Origin of the sequence: Neorhizobium populisoli (assembly GCF_019430945.1) — a bacterium.
Taxonomy (GTDB): domain Bacteria; phylum Pseudomonadota; class Alphaproteobacteria; order Rhizobiales; family Rhizobiaceae; genus Neorhizobium; species Neorhizobium populisoli.
The window spans coordinates 1-18858 of sequence record NZ_JAHYCB010000016.1 but is presented as its reverse complement, the minus strand read 5'-3'; the positions used below and the strand labels follow the sequence as shown (position 1 = coordinate 18858).

The window sequence follows — 18858 nt, the reverse complement described above, 5'->3', positions numbered from 1 at the left end:
GGCGTTTCGCCTCCGATGACGCTTGGCGTTCCTTCGCCGGTTTTACCACCGTCGTGTTCGGGTTCGATCGACGATCAAGAATAGAGCAAGCGCGTCCGGCTCGGCCCGAAAGCCACTGTCGTCTATTTTGCGATGCGACGAACCAGACGATCGGAAGGCGCCTGCAACTTTTCGCCAAGCCACACTTCAAAACTGTACGCTTCACTATAGGACCGGCCAGAAAGACCAGAACACCATAGCTACGCCCCCTATCCAAGCGATTGTGAGAAGTGCCGACCCGATGAGAAACAGTTTGATATCCATGACAGCCTCCGCACCTTGAAAAAAACGCGAAACGCACGACCTTTCAATAGAATTCACTAATTAAGGTTATGCTTCAAGGTTAATTTGGGATGTGCGATCCAAATCTCAAACTCGAACCGCTTCTGTTCGAAATTGACGAATATCAAAGTTCATTCTACCTATCTCTTGGCGGCCTGAGGTCCGGCACCCCCAGTTCCTAGAATTGCAGGCTTCAGGACGCCCCACACACTTTGGCTATTCTCCAGGCTTACAAGGACCAGACCGAGTTTTGCTCGAGTTGGGTCTCGTGTTTCCCATTCCGTGACGCTCTCACCGTTGGCGCCAGCCATTTTGTGACGTTCGCGTGACGCCTTCATACCTTGCAAAGCGACCTTTCGTTCGATGATTGCGGATGAGCCCACCAGTGTTGTGTCTTTGAGGAGGAAGCTCCTGCAATTGCCTTGCTGCCAGATTGGATCTCGCCACATATGGACACCGGTTATGCGGTTCAAGAAGCCGTCAAACGCGGCAATTGCCTCGATAACCACGATTGGACATGCCAGATAGAGGTCAACTCTCATTCGAGCTGAACGATCGGCCGGATCTAATCGATGGACCGAAACAGGGTCGATTTCGCCGACGGCGGCAGACAGCCTTCTTTGGGTCGTAAAGCGATCCGCCGCTATCAATCTCAGTCGAAGCTAAGAATTCCTGCCAGTCGTCGGTGCCTTGAGCGACTGCGGCATTACCATAAGAAACCGGCGCACGGGTAGCCTGACGGCTCGGCGCTGGGGCGACGGGACGTGCAGGCGAAACCGGAGCACGCATGCGGTTCGCGGTCTCGCGCAACTGGCTTGAAGCGGCAGCGCCCCCAAGCCGGAACTGCGAAAGCAGATCGCTGAGCTTGGTGCTTTCGTGCGCCAGGCCGGCACCCGCAGCATTCATCTCCTCAACCATTGCGGCATTCTGCTGGGTCGACTGGTCCATATGGTTGACTTGCGGTATTGACCTGCGCAAGACCGACCGACTGTTCCTGAGCGGCGGTCGCGATCGCGTCCATATGCGAGGTCACCGTCTGAACCAGCTTCTCGATGGCTGCAAGCCCCTCGCCCGTATCGCTGACCAGCTTGACGCCTTCGGACACGGCCACGGCCGAGTTCGAGATCAGGCCCTTGATCTCCTTGGCGGCATTTGCCGAACGCTGTGCCAGTTCACGGACTTCCTGAGCGACGACAGCAAACCCCTTGCCGGCCTCACCGGCGCGAGCCGCCTCGACGCCGGCATTCAGCGCCAGAAGGTTGGTCTGGAAGGCGATCTCGTCGATGACACCGATGATCTGGCCGATCTGCTGCGACGACTTCTCGATCCGCTCCATGGCTGCGACCGCATTGCGGACCACCAGGCCGGACTGGTCGGCGCGGATGCGGGAATCCCGCACCACATCGCGGGCTTCGGCGGTGCGCTTCGACGTCGAGACGACGTTGGAAGTGATCTCCTCCAGTGCCGCGGCAGTTTGCTCGAGCGAGGCAGCCTGCTGCTCGGTGCGCTTCGACAGGTTGTCAGACGCGTCGGAAATCTCCTTCGAGCCGCTGTTGACGGTGGCGACCGAGTTGCCGACGCTGAGCAGTGCATCACGCAACTGGCGGACCGACGTATTGAAGTCGTGACGCAGGCCTTCGAATTGCGGCGCCAGCGCTTCGAAGGTTCGTGGCAAGTGCGCCGGTTGCCTGTGTCAGACGGGCTTCCGCTTCTGCTTCTGTCTGCTGCTGCAGTTCGGCACGCTCGGTTTCCGAACGACGTCGGGTAGCGTCCGCTTCAGTCTCAAGATCGCGGTTATGGATAGCAGACTTGCAGAACACCTCAACCGAGCGAGCCATGTCACCTATACCGTCCCTGCGATTGGCAAAGGGGATAACCTCATCCGTATTGCCGGCAGCAAGGCTCGACATCCGTTCGCCAATGCGACGGATCGAACGCGAGAGGAAGCCTGCAATAGAAACCGACAGAGCGATTGCAGCGACGACGAAAATGGCGAGCCCGCCGATCATCTTGGCTAGAATAAACCGGGCGTCTTCAAACTTCGATTTGGCTTCGGCGTGAACCTTGGTCGCCGTATCTAACAGCAGCTGACCAACAAAATTGCGCCGATCAGCCATATCCTTCGTCCAGCGTTCAAGGCTGGCGGGCGAAGGCGCCACAGCAGTATTCTTGGTCATGTCATCGATCGTCTGCTGCAAAGCCTTGCCTGTTGTCGACTGCATGAAACCATCAAGACGCGCAATGATCGCAGGATCGACGAATTCTGTGCCGATACTCCTCAGTAATTCAAGGTAGCATCACGTATCTCTGTCGGCACCTATGGGTGTGAAACAATCCACAGAGTGATAGCAGTCCCTGCCCCAGGGGCGCCTCACGGTCCCCCATCGCTCAACCGCAGACCGGCGGCATCCTACAGCGCAAACGCAATTACAGATTTTTGCCTCAGCTCGCGGTCTCGACCGATCCGATGTCAGCCGCAAAACTAAACGGCTTCGGCTTGTAGCCTCCTGGCAGTGTGACAGTCGCGGCGATTGCCGCCGCAAAAAAACCCATGGCAGTTAGTAGAAGAATTAGCTTCATCTTCAGCCCCCTGAAAATTCTCGCGCGTGAACGCTGAGCAGAGGACGAAGTTCCGGGCGGTTACAAAAAATCCTGACACACGCGCGCACAAGCGCACGAGCGCGAGAAATCATTGGGTTTTTTGGCTCAGTTGAGATGGGCTGACTTCAACGCCTTCTCGAACTTCACACGTGCTTCATCAACCGTGACGCGACCGTCGAGCGCCGCTCGAATGGCTGATTCAGCGTCGGCGAAAGCCATGTCCTTGCGGTCCGGCCATTGTGATTGCAGGAAGCGGTGCGCATCGATCGGCGAGAAGATCAAAGCGTCGCCTACTCTGACAGGTTGATCCCAAATTTTATCATTCATTGTCGTTTCCTCCTGATGAGGACATAGGGCGCGGCTCGGCGGAAGCAAGAACGGGAGGGTGTAAGCGATCGCTCGGCCCGTTTGCCGCTGAACCGGCGGCCTAGGCAATTTTTCCCGTCCGCAAAATTCGAAATCCGAACTGCGGCCGTTTGACCCACTCCGATGTGAACGCCAGCAATATTTTTCGTAGTCGCACTACGCCGTTTGCCGCGCCAACATTAGATAGATTTGCTCTCCGTGAGCTCGCTAACGATGAGGCCGAATGGCCCGCAGATCTACCAATCCAGGAGTGATGGCCTTGGAATTAGAAGAAACGCCTGTGTTTGACCGGCGCGACACGCCGTGCGTTCTATCCGCAACTGAAATCGAATGGCAGCCGCCGCGCCGTATTACAGTCCGCGGCGCGAGCATCCTTCAGGGACGTCACGCATCAGGCGAGCTTGGCGTACCGGGCCAAACCTTGCTGTTGCGGTGCCTCGGATCGATGGGTGGAACGCCGGCGTCATCGCGTTTCGCCGTCGAACAAAAAGCGGAGAGCGGCGATCCGGCGGACAAGTATTTCTGACTAGCCGCGCCGCATAAGCCGCTCGTGAGCGTAAGCCAGCCCGATTGCCGTTGCGGCCAATCCAAACGGCATCATCCATCCAAGCAGAAATGACATCATGTCTTCTCCCCGAGAAAGTTGAAACATAGGCGAACGTTATAATCGCGTCCGATCGTCCGTTCCCAGAAATGCTACGGCCAGCCCTACCAAGGCCAGCAGAGTTGGCACAACGGTCAGCGCTGCAAATTCCGGCCATGTCATCGCGGTCATCATGACCATATCCCCTTGATCTAAAGGGATTTAAGCATATTCCGCGGCGCCAATCAATCGCGGCCACCGTGCTATAAAGGTTTTCCATGAACCATTTCACCACCGCTCCGGCGGCGGCGCGCCGTCGTGCGCGCATTAGAGGCATCCGCTGATGCCCGCGACCGACCTTGAAAAACTCGTCGTCAGCCTCTCGGCCGACATAAGAAAATACTAGAATGCTTGGAACAGAGCACACGGCGTCACGCAACCGGCGAGCTCGGCGTACCGGGGCAGACGCTGCTGTTGCGGTGCCTCGGCTCAATGGGCGGAACACCAGCATCGTCGCGGTTCGCGGTCGAACCAGAGTCGGAGAGCGGCGATCCGGCGGATAAGTATTTGCAGGCGTCTGTCGCCGTCGCTGGCTTATGCCGATAAAGCTAAACTATTGAACCCGCTCGGTTGTCGGCGCGATCTGCGTCGGCGCCTTCGATAACACTCGGCGAGAGCATTCCTTTTCGACGCATACTGCCGGCTCGGCTTCGACGACGTCGAAATTGTTGTCGCTGGCTGGGGCAAGGATGGTCCGGCCTCCCTAATCGTGTCAGCAGCGAATACGGATGGTAAAAAACAGGACATACCCTACTGCCTCGTCACGCCAACGGTACCGGCTGGGGTCTTCGATCGGTTCGCTGACGATCCGGTTGCGGGCATGCCGGCGCTCATGCGGCACCAGGCAGGCTCGCCGAACGTCGGTGGCTTTATGAATGTCTGCCAGGTCGGCGAGACGCTGATCAAGAGCTACACGGCGGAGAGGCTTGCTTGAGGGGGGCGTCGCGGCGGCGGAGATTGAGAGATCTCTGCGGAGGGGGACGAGCATGCCGCCGCGACGGACATAAAATGCAGGGGCCGGGATTTGGTTCCGCCGCACGCATTAAAGCGACCTTCGCGAGAAAAGGTTTTGATGTAAATCAATGCAAAAACCCTTGTTTCATCCCAAGGTTGAGAAAAGGGGAACAATATGACTCGAGAACTTATTGAGCGCGAAGTGGAAGGCGTGCGTTTCCGTCTATCAATAAGGCGGCCCGTGATGGGCGAACCGGTAGTCCGGTATCTGGTGATGAGGAGCGCTCTGGGTCGTGATTTTTGGACGACTATCGCGAAATCAGATCACAAACTCCTGCCTAAGGCTAAAACGATCTTTGCGGGCGACCTAACCCAATGCCGGGCTGTCTGAGACTCGATCCCCCCCGCGGCGCAACTCAGCGGGACTTTCTGCTTCGGTCGGCACCCGAAACCGCAAGCTCGATTTCAAAGGACCGCTTCGCTTTGAGCCTCGTTCAGCTTCCGCAAAAGTCGGATCGCGTGCTCGGGCGTCAGTGATGTAACGATACGATGATTTCGCTCCACCTCGACAATATCTCGGTCGCAAATCGACCAAGTCCGATCGATCTCCTGAACAACGAAATACCTATCCTGCAATCCATGCGGGGTCATCATGCTGGCTCCTAGCGAGCGAGAGCGCGTCGAATCCCCCTGCCGTCACAGCTCAAAAACGGGTGACGATAGTGCGAATGTAAGCAAAAAATTGGAAAGGTCGAGTCAAATGCGGCGCAAGCTCACATATTGGGGAGGTTTTTCCGCCGCAGTCGGTTCCCCGTCAGCAATTCGACCGCGCCCTCCTTGGCCAGTTGAAAGAGCACATTGACGATGCGGTCCTGGTCATGGCCAGCATTCACGACCACCGCGAACTCATACAGACTTGCGACTTCCGGCAGGTCACGAATGCGGTCGAGGACGGCGGTGCGGGTATCACCGGCCATGCCCTGGCCGCCATCCGCGAGTGTAGCCTCTGCTGATGGCGGCATCGGCGAGCTCCAGTTGGTCATGAAGTTGCCTGCGATCCTCGATCAACGCTGCAATAGCCGCTTTTGCGTCACCGTCGTGGAAGGCTAGTTCAGCTTCTACCGCCCAAGCGAGGTCGCTCAGTAGTTCAGGCGAACCGGCTTGCATGTAAAATCCTCTTCGCGACCAACGGCAACAATGCGCATGGCAAACCGGCGTTGGGGATGCGGTACGCCCCGGTTCCATTCATCGTAAAATGCAGTGAGGTCTTCGGCGACCTCCGCGTATGTGGCAGAGGCGCCGCACTTTTCGCAGGCGACAACGTCCTCCGGCCGAGGTTCGCCGCCGTCGTATTCAAGGCCGCCTCCGCAAGCTCCGCAGATCGGTTCTGCAAGATGTCTCAGCCCATCATCCATTGGACACCTCCTGTTCGAACACCGGGCCAGCGGAAGGTGCAATTCGTTCGGCAGAAGCAGCATCCGAGGCTTGCCGCACTTCAGCAGGGACGGTGCTGGCGGGAGCTTTTTTGATAGGTAAGACGAGATATTTCAGCACTACGCCCATGAGACATCCTTTTTGATGTTCTCATTATGTTCTGGTTGGCGTGAGAGTCAAGGGGCACTGACACTAGCCGTGTCGCAACTCAATCCACTTGATTATCTGGCGGCCTCTTCGCCGCCTTCTTCAGTGACGGCGTAACGGAAGCCTTTCTTTGGAGTTAGTTGCGATTCGTCCGAAGGACGGGCGTGCCTGACGAAAAGTGACCGTCGTTCGTGAACCGCTTGGTCAGTGGCTCCGGTTGATGTTAACATGTGAAATGCTCAAAATTTCTGTCTTACAAACGATGCGACTGACGCTTAGGCCCAGTTGCCCGGATGACCGCGCTGATTTCATTAATCTTGAGCTTGATCCTGAAGTTATGCACTTTCTGAACGGTGGAGCGGTTGACCATGAGAAGAACGATCCGAATGACGTGACGTTCCTTATGCCGAGGGGAGTGGGTCAATGGATGGTCGACGGCGCACAAAAGTTGCAGCACCCAAAAAAACTACCGTTGAAGTATATGAGCCCTGCGGTGGTATTGGTTTTTGACCAGGTCGGCAACACCAATTGTACCAGCCTGGCGATCAAGCTTGGCCGCCACGAGGTTCGGCCTAAAACGCGATGAGAGGTGTCGAGACATCTCCTCTATAAAGCCTTTGGCGAGACCGATGCCTCCGCCAATGACAATTGTTTCAGGATCGAGCGTCAGTTGAATATCTTCGCAAAGCAAAGCCATATGCTTCGCCGACTGCAACACGATTTTAGTGGCCCATTCCTCGCCTTGACGCCACCGGGCGAAAACTTCCATTGCGTCGACAGGATAACCTGACTGGGCGGCGCAGGCCGCCATCCAGCGCCCAGAAACGACGTTTTCCAGGGGCTCACCGTCCGGTGCGCGACCGCGGACAAGTCCAAAATGTCCCGCAAGTCCTCTCCGTAACCGACCGTCCATAACGATCCCGCCGCCGATGCCCGTGGAAATGGTGAGAAAGACCATGTCCTCTGCGTTTCCGGCGCCGAACCGGTATTCGCCCCAAGCCGCAGCTTGTGCGTCATTTATCGCGTAAACGGGCGCCTTGAACACACGCTGCGCCTTTTTGCTCAGGTTATAGTCCCCCGGTATGGTCAATGTCGCCGGATTGAGCGCCCGCCAACAGCCCTCGCGAACAAGGCCAGTTGCAGCGATGCCTACGCGACGATAACGGCCGTTCCATGCGGCGGTGCTGTCAGCGATGCCAGCCAGCCAAAGATCGGGCCCCGTGCTTCGATCTGTAGCGACCGTAATTACTTCGAGCACATCGGAGCCCGATACCAGAGCGGCCATCGTTTTGGTGCCGCCGATATCGATCGCGAGAACCGCTTCTTCGTCCTTGTCGACAAGGGCTCTGGAAACCGCCTCATTGAACCAGTTGGTTACATGCTCGGTACGCGTGATCGCAGAGCCGACAACGACAGCTGAAGCCCCTGCTCGCACCGCATCGGCGGCCTGATCGGGAGAGCGGATACGACCCTCGGCGATCACATTTGAGGTCAATGCGCGGATTGCCGAGATCAAAGTCAGGTCCGGCTCTCTCGGCTCAGGCCCCCCGACATAACCGGAAAGTGTCGTCCCGACGAAATCGACGCCGGCTGCGAGCGCATACCGCGCATCGTCAAGGCAGGAACAGTCGGCCATGGCGGCTCGCCCTTTGGCCTTGACGGCACCGATAAGCGCCTGGATGGAAGCAGGACGAACCCTATCCGTTGCGTCGAAGGCGATAATGTCTGCTCCCGCATCCGCAAGCGCCTCAACGTCCGCCACAAACGGTGTAATGCGTACCGGACTATCGGGTAGGTCACGCTTGATGAGACCTATTATCGGCGCATCGGTGACCGCGCGAACCGCGGAGACATAAGCGATCGACTCGATCCGAAGCGCCACCGCCCCTGATGCCAGTGCCGCCTTGGCGTAGCCGACCACGAAATCGGCATTGTCCTGAGGACCGGCGGGAACCGGTTGACACGAAACCACCAAGCCCTGCAGCACCACCTCTTCCTCCTTAAATCTCACACACTGAGCGCGAAAGGGATATCCGATTGACAGATATCCTACAAGTGGATATGTCTTCGCCTCGCATGATGAAGATAGGAAATGAGACTGGCATGTCGCTCAAGTCCATCAAGCCGTTGGCCCGCGCGCCGCTCCTCCACGTTTCCGTGCAGGAAAGTCTTCGCGCCTTTATAGGCGACAATGGCCTCAAGCCCGGCACGCTGTTGCCGGCGGAAGCGGATCTGGCCAACCAACTCGGCGTCAGCCGCAACTCTCTGCGTGAAGGCATCAAGGCGCTCGAATCACTCGGTGTCCTGGAATCACGCCGCGGCGTTGGCATTTTCGTAAAGGCGTTCTCGTTCGAACCGCTTCTCGACAATCTTGCTTATGGCCTTGGTGGCGCCCTTCGCCAGATCGAGGAAGTCATCGAGATCCGCCGCACCCTCGAAGTCGGCCTGATCGGCAAGACGATTGAGATGATCAGTGACGAAGATATTGCCGAATTGCGCATCACCGTCGATCGGATGGGCGTTCTGGCGGAGCGCGGCAGGTCCTTCGCAGACGAGGACCAGCTTTTCCATACTCTGCTTTTCCGCTGCCAGAACAACGATACGCTTGGGCGCCTCATCGATGTCTTCTGGCTCGCCTTCTACAAGGCGTCGGATTTCGTGAACCTCGACAATGTCGACCCGATCGCAACGTGGAGGGATCACGCAGCGATCGTCGATGCGGTGGAGGCGAAGAACGTCACGGAAGCACAAAAGCGCCTGGACCGCCATTACGAAGGCATTTCCCGGGTGATCGCTGCCAACAAAACGAGTTCAAATGTGGGAGGAGTACAATGAACGCAATGTCGAAAATATCATCCGCCATCGCGATTGCCGCGATGATGGCCACGACCGCAATGCCAATGCTGACCGCTCCCGCGCAGGCCGCGACCCTGTCGGGCGGCTTCGATGTCGGCCCGGGAGGGTTTCAAGGCAACTTCAATCCGCTTGCAGCTACGAGCGGCTTCACCTGGCTCAGCGTCTATTTCGAGCCGCTGGTCACCTATGACGAAAAGCTGCAGAAGGTGGTCGGCCTGCTGGCCTCATCCTATGAGGTCAGTGCCGACCAGTTGACATATACGTTCAAGCTTGCCGATGCGAAATGGCATGACGGCAAGCCGTTCACCGCAAAGGACGCCAAGTTTACCATGGGCCTCGCCCAGAACGCCAAGACCGGTTCGGTTCTGGCGGCGCGTTTGACGGCAGTCTCCTCTGTCGAGGCTGTGGACCACAAAACGCTGGTGATCAAGCTTTCGGCTCCATCCTCGAGCTTGATGGACACGCTGACCAAGGTGATGATGCTACCGGAACACGCGCTGTCGCAGATCGCGCCGGACCAATTGGCCAAGAATACCTGGTGGTCGACGACGCCGATCGGCACGGGTCCGTTCAAGTTCACCAGATACGTCACCGACCAATATGTCGAAATGGCTGCCAACAGCGACTACCGCGGCGGAAAACCTGCGCTCGAAAAGGTCATCAACCGCTATTTCGCCAATCCGGCGGCGGCGATTGCGGCACTACGCGCCGGCGAGATCCAGTTCACCTATGTGGACTCGAATGACCTTGGAGCGTTCAAGAACAACAAGGACTTTCGCATCATCGAAGGCGACAGCTTTGTCGTCAATTATCTTGGCTTCAACCATGACTCCCCGATCTGGAAGGATGCGCGTGTCCGCCAGGCGGTGATGTATGCGATCAACCGCGACGCGATTATTCAAAGCCTGTACGGCGGTGCCGCGAAAACGGCGAATTGCGCCTATGTTTCCGAACAAGTCGTGCCGAAAAATATCGAGCCCTATGCCTACAATCCGGAAAAAGCCAAGCAGCTTCTCAAAGAGGCCGGCTGGGACCAGATCAACGGCAACAAGCCTATCACGCTGCTGACATACTACACCACGCCACTAGCCGCCAACGTCATGGCTGCGGTTCAGGCAATGCTCGGCCAGGCCGGCATCAATGTTACGCCACGCGCGGTCGATACGCCGACCTACAACAGTATCGTGCTCAACCCGACACCCGATACGTCCCAGTTCCAGATGGTCTATGCTGGCCTACAGAACGGCCCGGATGCGGGCAGTATCAATGTCGGTCTCAACGAAAAGCAGATTCCGCCGGCCGGCCCGAACGTCGCCCGCGTGCGCATGCCGGACCTGACCAAGGCGCTTGATGCAGCCCTTGGTGAAACCGACGCTGCCAAGCGCGATGCCCGTTACCAAGAGGTCTGCAAGGTGATGAACAAGGACCTGCCTTGGGGAACGCTTTGGGTAGCGAACCGCTACGGCGTCGCGTCCGCAAAGCTGAAGGATTTCGTCTGGACCCCCGCCCCCGGCGGCGGCCCCTACCAGGCGCATCCGGAAAAATGGTCGATCGCCGAATAAGCGCAACCACTCCTGAGAAACGAAGTGTGGGCGGGTCGCTGATCCGTCCACGCTCACAGGAACGGATTTCCCATGCTGCAATACAGTCTCCGGCGTCTGCTGATCGGGGCGGGCATGCTGCTTGCCTTAAGCATGCTCATTTTCGTCATGCTGCGCCTTACCCCAGGTGATCCCATCGATGCCTATATCGATCCCAATGTCCCGATGTCGCCGTCGGATCTTGTGGAATTGCGCGATACGCTTGGGCTTGATGCGCCGCTGCCGGTGCAGTATCTCGCCTGGCTGCAGCAAGCTGTGATGGGCAATCTCGGTTATTCGATCAAGCGGCCCGACCAGCCGGTGCTAAGCCTCGTCTTTTCGCGGATCGGCCCAACGGTCCTGCTTATGGGATCCGCCATCGTCATCTCGATCATCGCGGGCATTGCCAGCGGCATGATCAGTGCGGTTCGCCGAAATTCGGTCGTTGACCTTTCCTTTTCACTGTTTGCAGTTACTGGCATATCCAGCCCGCCGTTCCTGAGTGCGCTGGTCGGGCTCTATCTGTTTTCCGTCTATTTCGATTGGCTACCTTCCGGCGGCATGCTGACGCCCGGCCGTGATTTTTCAATCGCAGACTTGCTGCATCACCTTATCCTGCCGGCCGCTTTATTGGCGGTAGCGCAGACGGCACTGATCATGCGTTACATGCGCTCCTCCATGCTCGAAGTGCTGAATCAGGACTATGTGCGCACCGCCCGCGCGAAGGGCGTCTATGAATTCTGGGTCATCACCAAGCACGCGCTGCGCAATGCGCTCCTGCCGGTGGTGACCTTGATCGGGTCGACCATCGGCCTTGCCATCGGCGGGGCAATCTTCATTGAAAGCGTCTTCAACTGGCCGGGCATGGGTCTGTTGATGGTCGATGCCGTCGAGAACCGCGACTATCCCGTCATCATGGGATCGACGCTGGTGATTGGTGCCTGCGTCATCTTCGTCAACATCCTCACTGATCTCGCCTATGCGGTGATCGATCCGCGCATCAAGGTGGGCTGAGACATGCTAGGACGAACATCTCACCGCAGTCCCGGCCCGCTTGCCCGCGCTTTCGAACGTTTCCGCTTAAACCGCGCGGCGATGGCCGGCGTCTCCTTGATCGTCCCGCTGGTGGTTGCCATCCTGACCTACCCGTTCTGGTGGAGCTTCAAGCCGAACGATATCGACCTTCTGGCCATGAATGCGGGTCCGAGTGCCAAGCATTGGTTCGGTACGGACGGTGTTGGCCGCGATGTTTTTGCCAGAGCGATGGAAGGCGGCCGCATCTCGCTTCTGGTTGCGGCCGCTTCGACGGTGATCTCGGCGGCCATCGGTTTTCTTGTCGGTGCCATTTCCGCACTCGCCGGCCGTTGGACGGATGCGGTGACGATGCGATTCGTTGATTTGGTGATGACGCTGCCGCCGGTCATTTTCCTGCTGGTGCTGGCCTCGATCGCCGGCACAGGCATCTGGCCAACGATTCTGGTGATTTCGCTTCTATCCTGGCCCCTATTGGCGCGAATGGTACGCTCGCGGCTCCTCGAACTTCGCGAACGGGACTTCGTGTTGGCGGCGAGAGGCATGGGTGCTGGTCTCCCGCACCTCCTCTTCCGCCACGGTCTGCCGAACTCGATCGACATCCTTGTGGTGTTCGCGACGCTGCAGATCGCCAATGCTATCCTTCTCGAGGCCGGCCTGTCCTTCCTTGGGCTCGGCATCGCGCCGCCAGCGGCGAGCTGGGGCAACATGCTGAATGCTGCCCGCTCCACCGCGGTTCTCGAACAGTATCCCTGGCAATGGCTTTTCCCCGGCGGTGCGCTGGTCGTTACCGTCCTTGCCATAAACTTCATTGGCGACGGTCTGCGCGACGCGTTTGATCCCCGCGCCGAATTACACTGACTGTAGTCTCAAACCGACGATTGAAAGAAACCGAAAATGAGCAAGTTCAAGGGCGTCGTTCCTCCCGTCATCGTTCCGCTGAACACGGATTTCACTGTCGATTACCCGTCCTATACGCGGGTGCTCGAAAACCTGATCGAGGCAGGTTGCCACGGCCTTTTTGTGCTGGGTTCGACCAGCGAAGTGGTTTTCCATGACGCCCGCACGCGCAAGGAGATCATTGAGCACTCGGCCACGGTCATCAACGGCCGGGTGCCGCTGATCGTCGGCGTCATCGACGCCACGACCGACCTCGTCATCAACCATGCAAGGATCGCCAAGGCGGCCGGTGCCGATGCCGTTGTCGTCACCGCGCCCTACTACACGGTGACCAGCCAGGCGGAAATCCTCGACCATTTCCGCTTTATCCGCGACGGCGTCGACATACCGCTGATTGCCTATGATATTCCGGTCTGCGTCCACGTGAAGCTGCAGCGCCAGACCACGGTCACGTTGGCCAAGGAAGGCACGATCATTGGCGTCAAGGATTCCAGCGGGGACGACGGCAATTTCCGTTATCTGCTTCTCGATCTTGCCGATAACAAGGACATCTTCCTGATGACCGGCTCCGAGATTGTCGTCGACAACGCGCTTCTGATGGGCGCCCACGGCGTGGTACCCGGCATCGCCAATGTCGACCCACATGGTTACATCCGCCTCTGGGAAGCCGCGCAACGTGGTGACTGGGTTGCGGCCCGCAAGGAGCAGGAACGTCTGTGCCGTCTTTTCGAAATTGTCTGGGTCGGGGCCGGCCGCGTCAGCGGCGGAGCATCGGGCATCGGCGCGTTCAAGGCGGCGATGAAGAGCCTCGGCATCATCGATACTGCCCTCATGCCGCGCCCACGCGCCGCCCTTAACGATGCTGAAACCGCCAGGATAGACGAAATCCTGCGCACAGCCGGTCTTCTGACCTGATGGACACCATGCAGCAGGCGCCCGACACCATTCTCGACGTCAAGGGGTTGCGAACGGTCTTTCGCATTCGCTCCGGAGAACTGACGGCTGTTAACGCGATTGACCTCACCGTTGGAGCGGGCGAGACACTTGCGCTCGTTGGCGAATCCGGTTCGGGAAAATCCGTGACCAGCCTCTCGGTCATGCGCCTGCTGACCCGCAATATCGGCATGATCGCCGCCGGCACCGTGCGCCTGAAACGCAAGAACGGTGCCGTCAGCGACCTCGTCTCGCTCAGCGAGCGGGAGATGCGCCGGGTTCGCGGCGACGATATCGGCATGGTCTTCCAGGAGCCGATGTCGAGCCTGAACCCAGTCTACACGATCGGCGACCAGATTTCGGAGCCGATCCGAATCCATCGCGGGGCAGACCGGAAGGCGGCGATGGATGCGGCCGTATCGCTTCTGGATAGTGTCGGCATTCCTGACGCCGTGCGCCGCGCTGGCCAATATCCGCACGAGCTTTCCGGCGGCATGCGCCAGCGCGCGACGATTGCCATGGCGCTCGCCTGCGATCCGACGCTGCTGATCGCCGATGAACCGACAACGGCGCTCGACGTCACCATTCAAGCACAGATACTCGCCCTCCTGCAGAAATTGCAGCGGGAACGCGGCATGGCCATGCTGTTCGTCACCCACAATCTCGGCGTCGTTGCGCAAATCGCCCATCGCGTCGCGGTTATGTACGCCGGGCGGATCGTCGAGACCGGACCGGTCGCCGAGGTCTTCCGCAATCCGAGACACCCCTATACGATGGGCCTCTTGGCTTCGATGCCGAAGATCGGCGAGGCAAGCCGAATGAAACAGGCCGGCAAAAAGCTCTATGCCATTCCCGGCATGGTACCGGGCCTGATGAACATGCCGAAGGGCTGCGCTTTCGAGCCGCGCTGCCAGTTCGCCAAGCAAAACTGTTGTGAGGCGGTACCACCACTCTTCGACGTCAATCGGCACCATCAGACCCGCTGTAATCGCTGGCGAGAAATATCAGATGAGATAGGCCAATGACCGAACCGCTTTTATCCGTGCGCGATCTGGGCAAACATTACACATCGCGCGGCACGAACCTGACGATCCTGCATGGCATTTCTTTTGATATCGGCAAGGGCGAGGCCGTGGGTCTGGTCGGTGAATCCGGTAGCGGCAAGACGACGATAGGCCGCTCTGTGCTACGCCTTGTCGAGCCTTCGGCGGGCAGCGTCCGTTTCGACGGAACCGAACTGACCACGCTTTCTGAGTCTGAGATGCGCCGCACTCGGCCGCGCATGCAGTATATTTTCCAGGACCCGTTTGCGAGCCTTTCGCCTCGCATGACGATTGGTGAAATCCTGACCGAGGGCCTGAAAATCCAGGGCATCGCGACGTCCTCTGAGCGCATGGACCGTGCCCGCAAGGCACTCGAGCAAGTCGATCTGCCGCCGGACGCCGTCAGCCGCTACGCCCATGAGTTTTCCGGCGGTCAACGCCAGCGGATTGGCATTGCGCGAGCGCTAACGCTCGCGCCCGAATTCATCGTGGCGGACGAGCCGGTCTCGGCGCTCGACGTCTCCATCCAGGCCCAGGTGATCAACCTTTTGCGCGACCTGCAGCAGAATCTGGGCCTGACCATGCTGTTCATCAGCCACGATCTGGCAGTCGTGGAGTATATTTGCGATCGCGTGATCGTTCTTTATCTTGGCCGGATCATGGAGATCGCTCCGAGCGCCGAGCTGTACGCCAAACCACTGCATCCCTATGCGCGGGCACTTCTCTCGGCGATCCCCTCGCCTGATCCTGATGCGCCGCGTGAAAGCCAGATCCTGAAAGGCGATATTCCAAGCGTCGCCAATCCGCCTAGCGGCTGCGTATTCCGTACGCGCTGTCCGCTCGCGCTGCCCGCCTGTGCGCAGATCGTACCCGATCTGCGCGAAATGGCACCGGGCCGCTTCAAGGCCTGCATTCGCGACGACCTGGATTGAAAGACGAGATGACCACGCAAACACGCCGCCATCCCATCGCAGGCAACTGGGCGAGCCTGCTCCTGCCGATCGCAGACGATGACACCATTGATTTCGGCACGCTTGGCACGGAGATCGACATCCTCATCGCGGCAGACGTCGACGGTATCTATTCAAACGGCACGGCAGGCGAATTCCACAACCAAACGGAAACGGAATACGACCGGATACAGGACATGCTGGCGGGACGTTGCGACGCTGCCGGCATGCCCTTCGTGATCGGGGCCTGCCAGCCAGATCCAATCATCATGCTGAACCGCCTGCGCCGAGCGGTGCCGCTGAAGCCGTTGGCCATCCAGGTGATCCTCCCCGACTGGTGGCCCCTTACCAATCCGGAAGCCATCGAGTTTCTGAAACGTGTCACAGACGCGGCTGACGGCATCCCACTCATCCTCTACAATCCTCCGCATGCCAAACGAGTGCTTTCGCCGAGCGAGCTTGCGGACGTATGCGGCCCTTGCCCTTCGGTGGTTGGTATCAAGCTGGCCGATGGAGACGCAGATTGGTATGCGCAGACGAAACGCCATCTCAAGGAATACGCGCTGTTCATTCCCGGCCACCATCTGGCAACGGGTATCAAGCAAGGGATTGCCGCTGGCGCGTTCTCGAACGTCGCTTGCCTCAATCCGCGGGGCGCGCAGCTCTGGACCGATATGATGCGCACCGACATCGAGACCGCCTTGCAAATCGAGAGCCGCATCTGCGCCTTCATGGACGATCATATCGTCCCGTTTCGGCGAGACCACGGATATTCCAACGCCGCACTGGATAAGCTACTCGCTGCGGTCGGTGGCTGGGGACCGGTCGGAACTCGCTTGCGCTGGCCGTATCGGTTCATCGAGCAACGAGCGGCCAGCCGGTTGCGCGGGACGGTGACTGCGATGCTTCCGGAGCTTTTTCCCGACGCGTCAGATTGACTGACGGAAGACGTATCGGCGCTTTGACAAGAGCGTTAGCGGCTCACGATCGTGCACCGACCAGGCCCGACCACGATGATCGACCGTTTCACGCAGCTCCTGCCGGCAGACTGAAACTATCGGCGATTTGGGAGGTTAGACACGCGGAGTGTGGGGCTACCCCTGCTTGTAAAAAGCGTAGCTACTCGCTGCGGCCCTGCGCTCCGCTACAAAAAGATATCGTGCCGGGTCAACCATCAGCATAACTTTGAGGCGTGATGCTCGTTAAAGCCAAAGACAAGTGGCGCTTTCCTTGAAGAAAGGAGACTGCCATGGACGTTAAACTCTTTCTCATCGGTTCCGCGCTCATCGCAACCATGTGCTTAGCGGACTTGCCACTGATCTTTGCCGCTTATGTATTCCGTCGTTTGCCTTCGAGGATGTCGATGATCGAATTGGCGGCATCCAGCACGTTGGTGCCGGGCCCGAAGACGGCGGCGACGCCGTTCTGCATCAGGTAGTCATAATCCTGCCGGGGAATGACGCCGCCGACCACGACGACGATGTTTTCGGCGCCCTTGTCCTTTAGCGATTGCACGAGTTGCGGCGCGAGCGTCTTGTGACCTGCAGCAAGCGACGACATGCCGACCACCTGCACCTTTTCCTTGACCGCAAGATCGGCTGCTTCGTCCGGCGTCTGGAAGAGCGGGCCGGCAAGAACGTCGAAGCCGATATCGCCGAAAGCCGACGCAATCACCTTGGCGCCGCGGTCATGACCATCCTGGCCGAGCTTGGCGACCATGATCCTCGGCTTCTTTCCAGAGGATTTACCGTAGTCGGCAAGCCGGGTAACGATCGTCTCGTATTCCGGATCACCCTCGTAGGCAGCGCCATAGATATCGCCCACCACTTCCGGCACGGCGGAATGATCGCCAAAATTCCTGCGCATCGCATCGGAGATTTCGCCGACCGTGGCACGGGCACGAGCCGCCTCGATGGCAGCCTCCAGCAGATTGCCCCGGCCTGTCCCGGCGACTTCGGACAACGCGCTTAGAGCTTGCTCCACTTTTTTCGGATCACGCTGGCGGCGCACCTCTTCCAGCCGCTTGATCTGGGATTTGCGCACGGCGGTGTTGTCGATCGCCAGAATGTCGAGTTCGTCCTCGTTTTCGAGGCGGTACTTGTTGACGCCGACGATGATCTCCTCGCCACGGTCGACCTTTGCCTGACGCAGTGTCGCGGCCTCCTCGATCAGACGTTTCGGCAAGCCTTCGGCGACCGCCTTGGTCATGCCGCCCATGGCTTCGACTTCCTCGATCAAGACCCAAGCCTTTTCCGCCAGTTCGTTGGTGAGACTTTCCACGTAATAGGAGCCGGCCAGCGGATCGACGACCTTGGTGACGCCCGTTTCGTGCTGAAGGATGAGCTGGGTATTGCGGGCGATGCGCGCCGAAAAATCGGTCGGCAAGGCCATTGCCTCGTCGAGCGCATTGGTGTGCAGCGACTGCGTTCCGCCGAGCACCGCCGACAGAGCCTCGTAAGCGGTGCGGATGACGTTATTGTAAGGGTCCTGCTCCTGCAACGAGACGCCCGATGTCTGGCAATGGGTGCGCAGCATCAGCGACGAGGCCTTTTTCGGCTCGAACTCCTCCATGATCTTTGACCAGAGCAGGCGGGCGGCGCGCAACTTCGCCGCCTCCATGAAGAAGTTCATGCCGATCGCGAAAAAGAAGGACAGGCGACCGGCGAAGTCGTCGACATTCAGGCCCTTGGCAAGCGCGGCGCGCACATATTCACGGCCATCCGCCAGCGTGAAGGCCAGCTCCTGCACCAGCGTCGCACCCGCCTCCTGCATATGGTAGCCGGATATCGAAATCGAATTGAAGCGCGGCATTTCCTTCGCCGTATATTCGATGATGTCGGCGACGATCCGCATCGAAGGTTCGGGCGGATAGATATAGGTGTTGCGGACCATGAACTCCTTGAGGATGTCGTTCTGGATGGTCCCGGAAAGCTCGGCGCGCGAACAGCCCTGCTCTTCGCCGGCGACGATGAAGGAGGCGAGGATCGGGATGACGGCGCCGTTCATCGTCATCGAGACGGACATTTCCTTCAACGGAATGCCGTCGAACAGGATTTTCATGTCCTCGACACTGTCGATCGCCACGCCGGCCTTGCCGA

The 18858-nt window shown here is 58.8% G+C and carries 16 protein-coding genes and 1 pseudogene; 10 read left to right on the top strand and 7 right to left on the bottom strand.

All coding sequences use genetic code 11. The annotated features are described in order from the left end of the window. Positions 1–987: 987 nt before the first annotated feature. The 3 genes and pseudogenes from KX729_RS29090 to KX729_RS29080 form a co-directional block, all read right to left on the bottom strand. Positions 988–2462 (bottom strand): annotated as a pseudogene (locus KX729_RS29090) (methyl-accepting chemotaxis protein); the annotation flags it as partial. 301 nt (positions 2463–2763) lie between these two features. Further along, positions 2764–2901 carry a hypothetical protein gene (locus KX729_RS29085; protein ID WP_219745968.1) on the bottom strand — a complete coding sequence of 46 codons (138 nt, stop codon included), beginning with the start codon at positions 2899–2901 and terminating at the stop codon, positions 2764–2766. A gap of 126 nt (positions 2902–3027) precedes the next feature. Next, positions 3028–3249 carry a DUF982 domain-containing protein gene (locus KX729_RS29080; protein ID WP_219745967.1) on the bottom strand — a complete coding sequence of 74 codons (222 nt, stop codon included), beginning with the start codon at positions 3247–3249 and terminating at the stop codon, positions 3028–3030. Between the two features lie 298 nt (positions 3250–3547). Here KX729_RS29080 and KX729_RS29075 point away from each other — a divergent pair, with 298 nt between their 5' ends. After that, positions 3548–3814 (top strand): hypothetical protein, encoded by a 267-nt coding sequence (locus KX729_RS29075; protein WP_219745966.1) that lies wholly within the window; start codon positions 3548–3550, stop codon positions 3812–3814. A gap of 826 nt (positions 3815–4640) precedes the next feature. Next, positions 4641–4865, top strand: coding sequence for a hypothetical protein (locus KX729_RS29070; RefSeq protein ID WP_219745965.1), 225 nt, complete (start codon positions 4641–4643; stop codon positions 4863–4865). A 793-nt stretch (positions 4866–5658) separates the two neighbouring features. Here KX729_RS29070 and KX729_RS29065 read toward each other — a convergent pair. The 3 genes from KX729_RS29065 to KX729_RS29055 form a co-directional block, all read right to left on the bottom strand. Continuing rightward, complete coding sequence (locus tag KX729_RS29065; protein WP_219745964.1) at positions 5659–5928, bottom strand: hypothetical protein; 270 nt, start codon at positions 5926–5928, stop codon at positions 5659–5661. Positions 5929–6292: 364 nt separating this feature from the next. Further along, positions 6293–6448, bottom strand: a complete 156-nt coding sequence (locus KX729_RS29060; RefSeq protein WP_219745963.1) for a hypothetical protein — start codon at positions 6446–6448, stop codon at positions 6293–6295. A gap of 484 nt (positions 6449–6932) precedes the next feature. Further along, positions 6933–8456 carry a putative N-acetylmannosamine-6-phosphate 2-epimerase gene (locus tag KX729_RS29055; protein ID WP_312992581.1) on the bottom strand — a complete coding sequence of 508 codons (1524 nt, stop codon included), beginning with the start codon at positions 8454–8456 and terminating at the stop codon, positions 6933–6935. 113 nt (positions 8457–8569) lie between these two features. Between KX729_RS29055 and KX729_RS29050 the strand changes: the two genes are divergently transcribed. The 8 genes from KX729_RS29050 to KX729_RS29015 all read left to right on the top strand — a co-directional run bounded on the left by KX729_RS29050 (position 8570) and on the right by KX729_RS29015 (position 16698). Further along, on the top strand, positions 8570–9301 hold the full coding sequence (locus KX729_RS29050) for a FadR/GntR family transcriptional regulator (protein ID WP_219745961.1): 732 nt from the start codon (positions 8570–8572) through the stop codon (positions 9299–9301). Further along, positions 9298–10884 carry an ABC transporter substrate-binding protein gene (locus tag KX729_RS29045; RefSeq protein ID WP_219745960.1) on the top strand — a complete coding sequence of 529 codons (1587 nt, stop codon included), beginning with the start codon at positions 9298–9300 and terminating at the stop codon, positions 10882–10884. The genes KX729_RS29050 and KX729_RS29045 overlap by 4 nt, the downstream gene beginning before the upstream one ends. Positions 10885–10956: 72 nt before the next feature. Continuing rightward, on the top strand, positions 10957–11916 hold the full coding sequence (locus KX729_RS29040; RefSeq protein WP_219745959.1) for an ABC transporter permease: 960 nt from the start codon (positions 10957–10959) through the stop codon (positions 11914–11916). Between the two features lie 3 nt (positions 11917–11919). After that, positions 11920–12795 (top strand): ABC transporter permease, encoded by an 876-nt coding sequence (locus tag KX729_RS29035; protein ID WP_219745958.1) that lies wholly within the window; start codon positions 11920–11922, stop codon positions 12793–12795. 36 nt (positions 12796–12831) lie between these two features. Next, positions 12832–13749 (top strand): dihydrodipicolinate synthase family protein, encoded by a 918-nt coding sequence (locus tag KX729_RS29030; protein ID WP_219745957.1) that lies wholly within the window; start codon positions 12832–12834, stop codon positions 13747–13749. Continuing rightward, entirely contained in the window at positions 13749–14792 is a 1044-nt protein-coding gene (locus tag KX729_RS29025; RefSeq protein WP_376776092.1) for an ABC transporter ATP-binding protein, read from the top strand. Before KX729_RS29030 ends, KX729_RS29025 begins: the two co-directional genes overlap by 1 nt. Next, positions 14789–15742, top strand: a complete 954-nt coding sequence (locus KX729_RS29020; protein ID WP_219745955.1) for an ABC transporter ATP-binding protein — start codon at positions 14789–14791, stop codon at positions 15740–15742. Before KX729_RS29025 ends, KX729_RS29020 begins: the two co-directional genes overlap by 4 nt. Positions 15743–15750: 8 nt before the next feature. Further along, entirely contained in the window at positions 15751–16698 is a 948-nt protein-coding gene (locus KX729_RS29015; RefSeq protein WP_219746029.1) for a dihydrodipicolinate synthase family protein, read from the top strand. 391 nt (positions 16699–17089) lie between these two features. On the opposite strand, the gene scpA is transcribed toward KX729_RS29015, so the two are convergent. Continuing rightward, positions 17090–18858, bottom strand: a 1769-nt coding sequence (gene scpA, locus KX729_RS29010) for a methylmalonyl-CoA mutase (protein ID WP_219745954.1), incomplete at its 5' end; no start/stop codon positions are given.

What these genes read in the sequence shown, in the direction of transcription:
- KX729_RS29085 (WP_219745968.1), bottom strand. Translation starts at nt 2,901, where the DNA reads ATGAAGCTAATTCTTCTACTAACTGCCATGGGTTTTTTTGCGGCGGCA.
- KX729_RS29080 (WP_219745967.1), bottom strand. Translation starts at nt 3,249, where the DNA reads ATGAATGATAAAATTTGGGATCAACCTGTCAGAGTAGGCGACGCTTTG.
- KX729_RS29065 (WP_219745964.1), bottom strand. Translation starts at nt 5,928, where the DNA reads ATGACCAACTGGAGCTCGCCGATGCCGCCATCAGCAGAGGCTACACTC.
- KX729_RS29060 (WP_219745963.1), bottom strand. Translation starts at nt 6,448, where the DNA reads ATGGGCGTAGTGCTGAAATATCTCGTCTTACCTATCAAAAAAGCTCCC.
- KX729_RS29050 (WP_219745961.1), top strand. Translation starts at nt 8,570, where the DNA reads ATGTCGCTCAAGTCCATCAAGCCGTTGGCCCGCGCGCCGCTCCTCCAC.
- KX729_RS29045 (WP_219745960.1), top strand. Translation starts at nt 9,298, where the DNA reads ATGAACGCAATGTCGAAAATATCATCCGCCATCGCGATTGCCGCGATG.
- KX729_RS29040 (WP_219745959.1), top strand. Translation starts at nt 10,957, where the DNA reads ATGCTGCAATACAGTCTCCGGCGTCTGCTGATCGGGGCGGGCATGCTG.
- KX729_RS29035 (WP_219745958.1), top strand. Translation starts at nt 11,920, where the DNA reads ATGCTAGGACGAACATCTCACCGCAGTCCCGGCCCGCTTGCCCGCGCT.
- KX729_RS29030 (WP_219745957.1), top strand. Translation starts at nt 12,832, where the DNA reads ATGAGCAAGTTCAAGGGCGTCGTTCCTCCCGTCATCGTTCCGCTGAAC.
- KX729_RS29025 (WP_376776092.1), top strand. Translation starts at nt 13,749, where the DNA reads ATGGACACCATGCAGCAGGCGCCCGACACCATTCTCGACGTCAAGGGG.
- KX729_RS29020 (WP_219745955.1), top strand. Translation starts at nt 14,789, where the DNA reads ATGACCGAACCGCTTTTATCCGTGCGCGATCTGGGCAAACATTACACA.
- KX729_RS29015 (WP_219746029.1), top strand. Translation starts at nt 15,751, where the DNA reads ATGACCACGCAAACACGCCGCCATCCCATCGCAGGCAACTGGGCGAGC.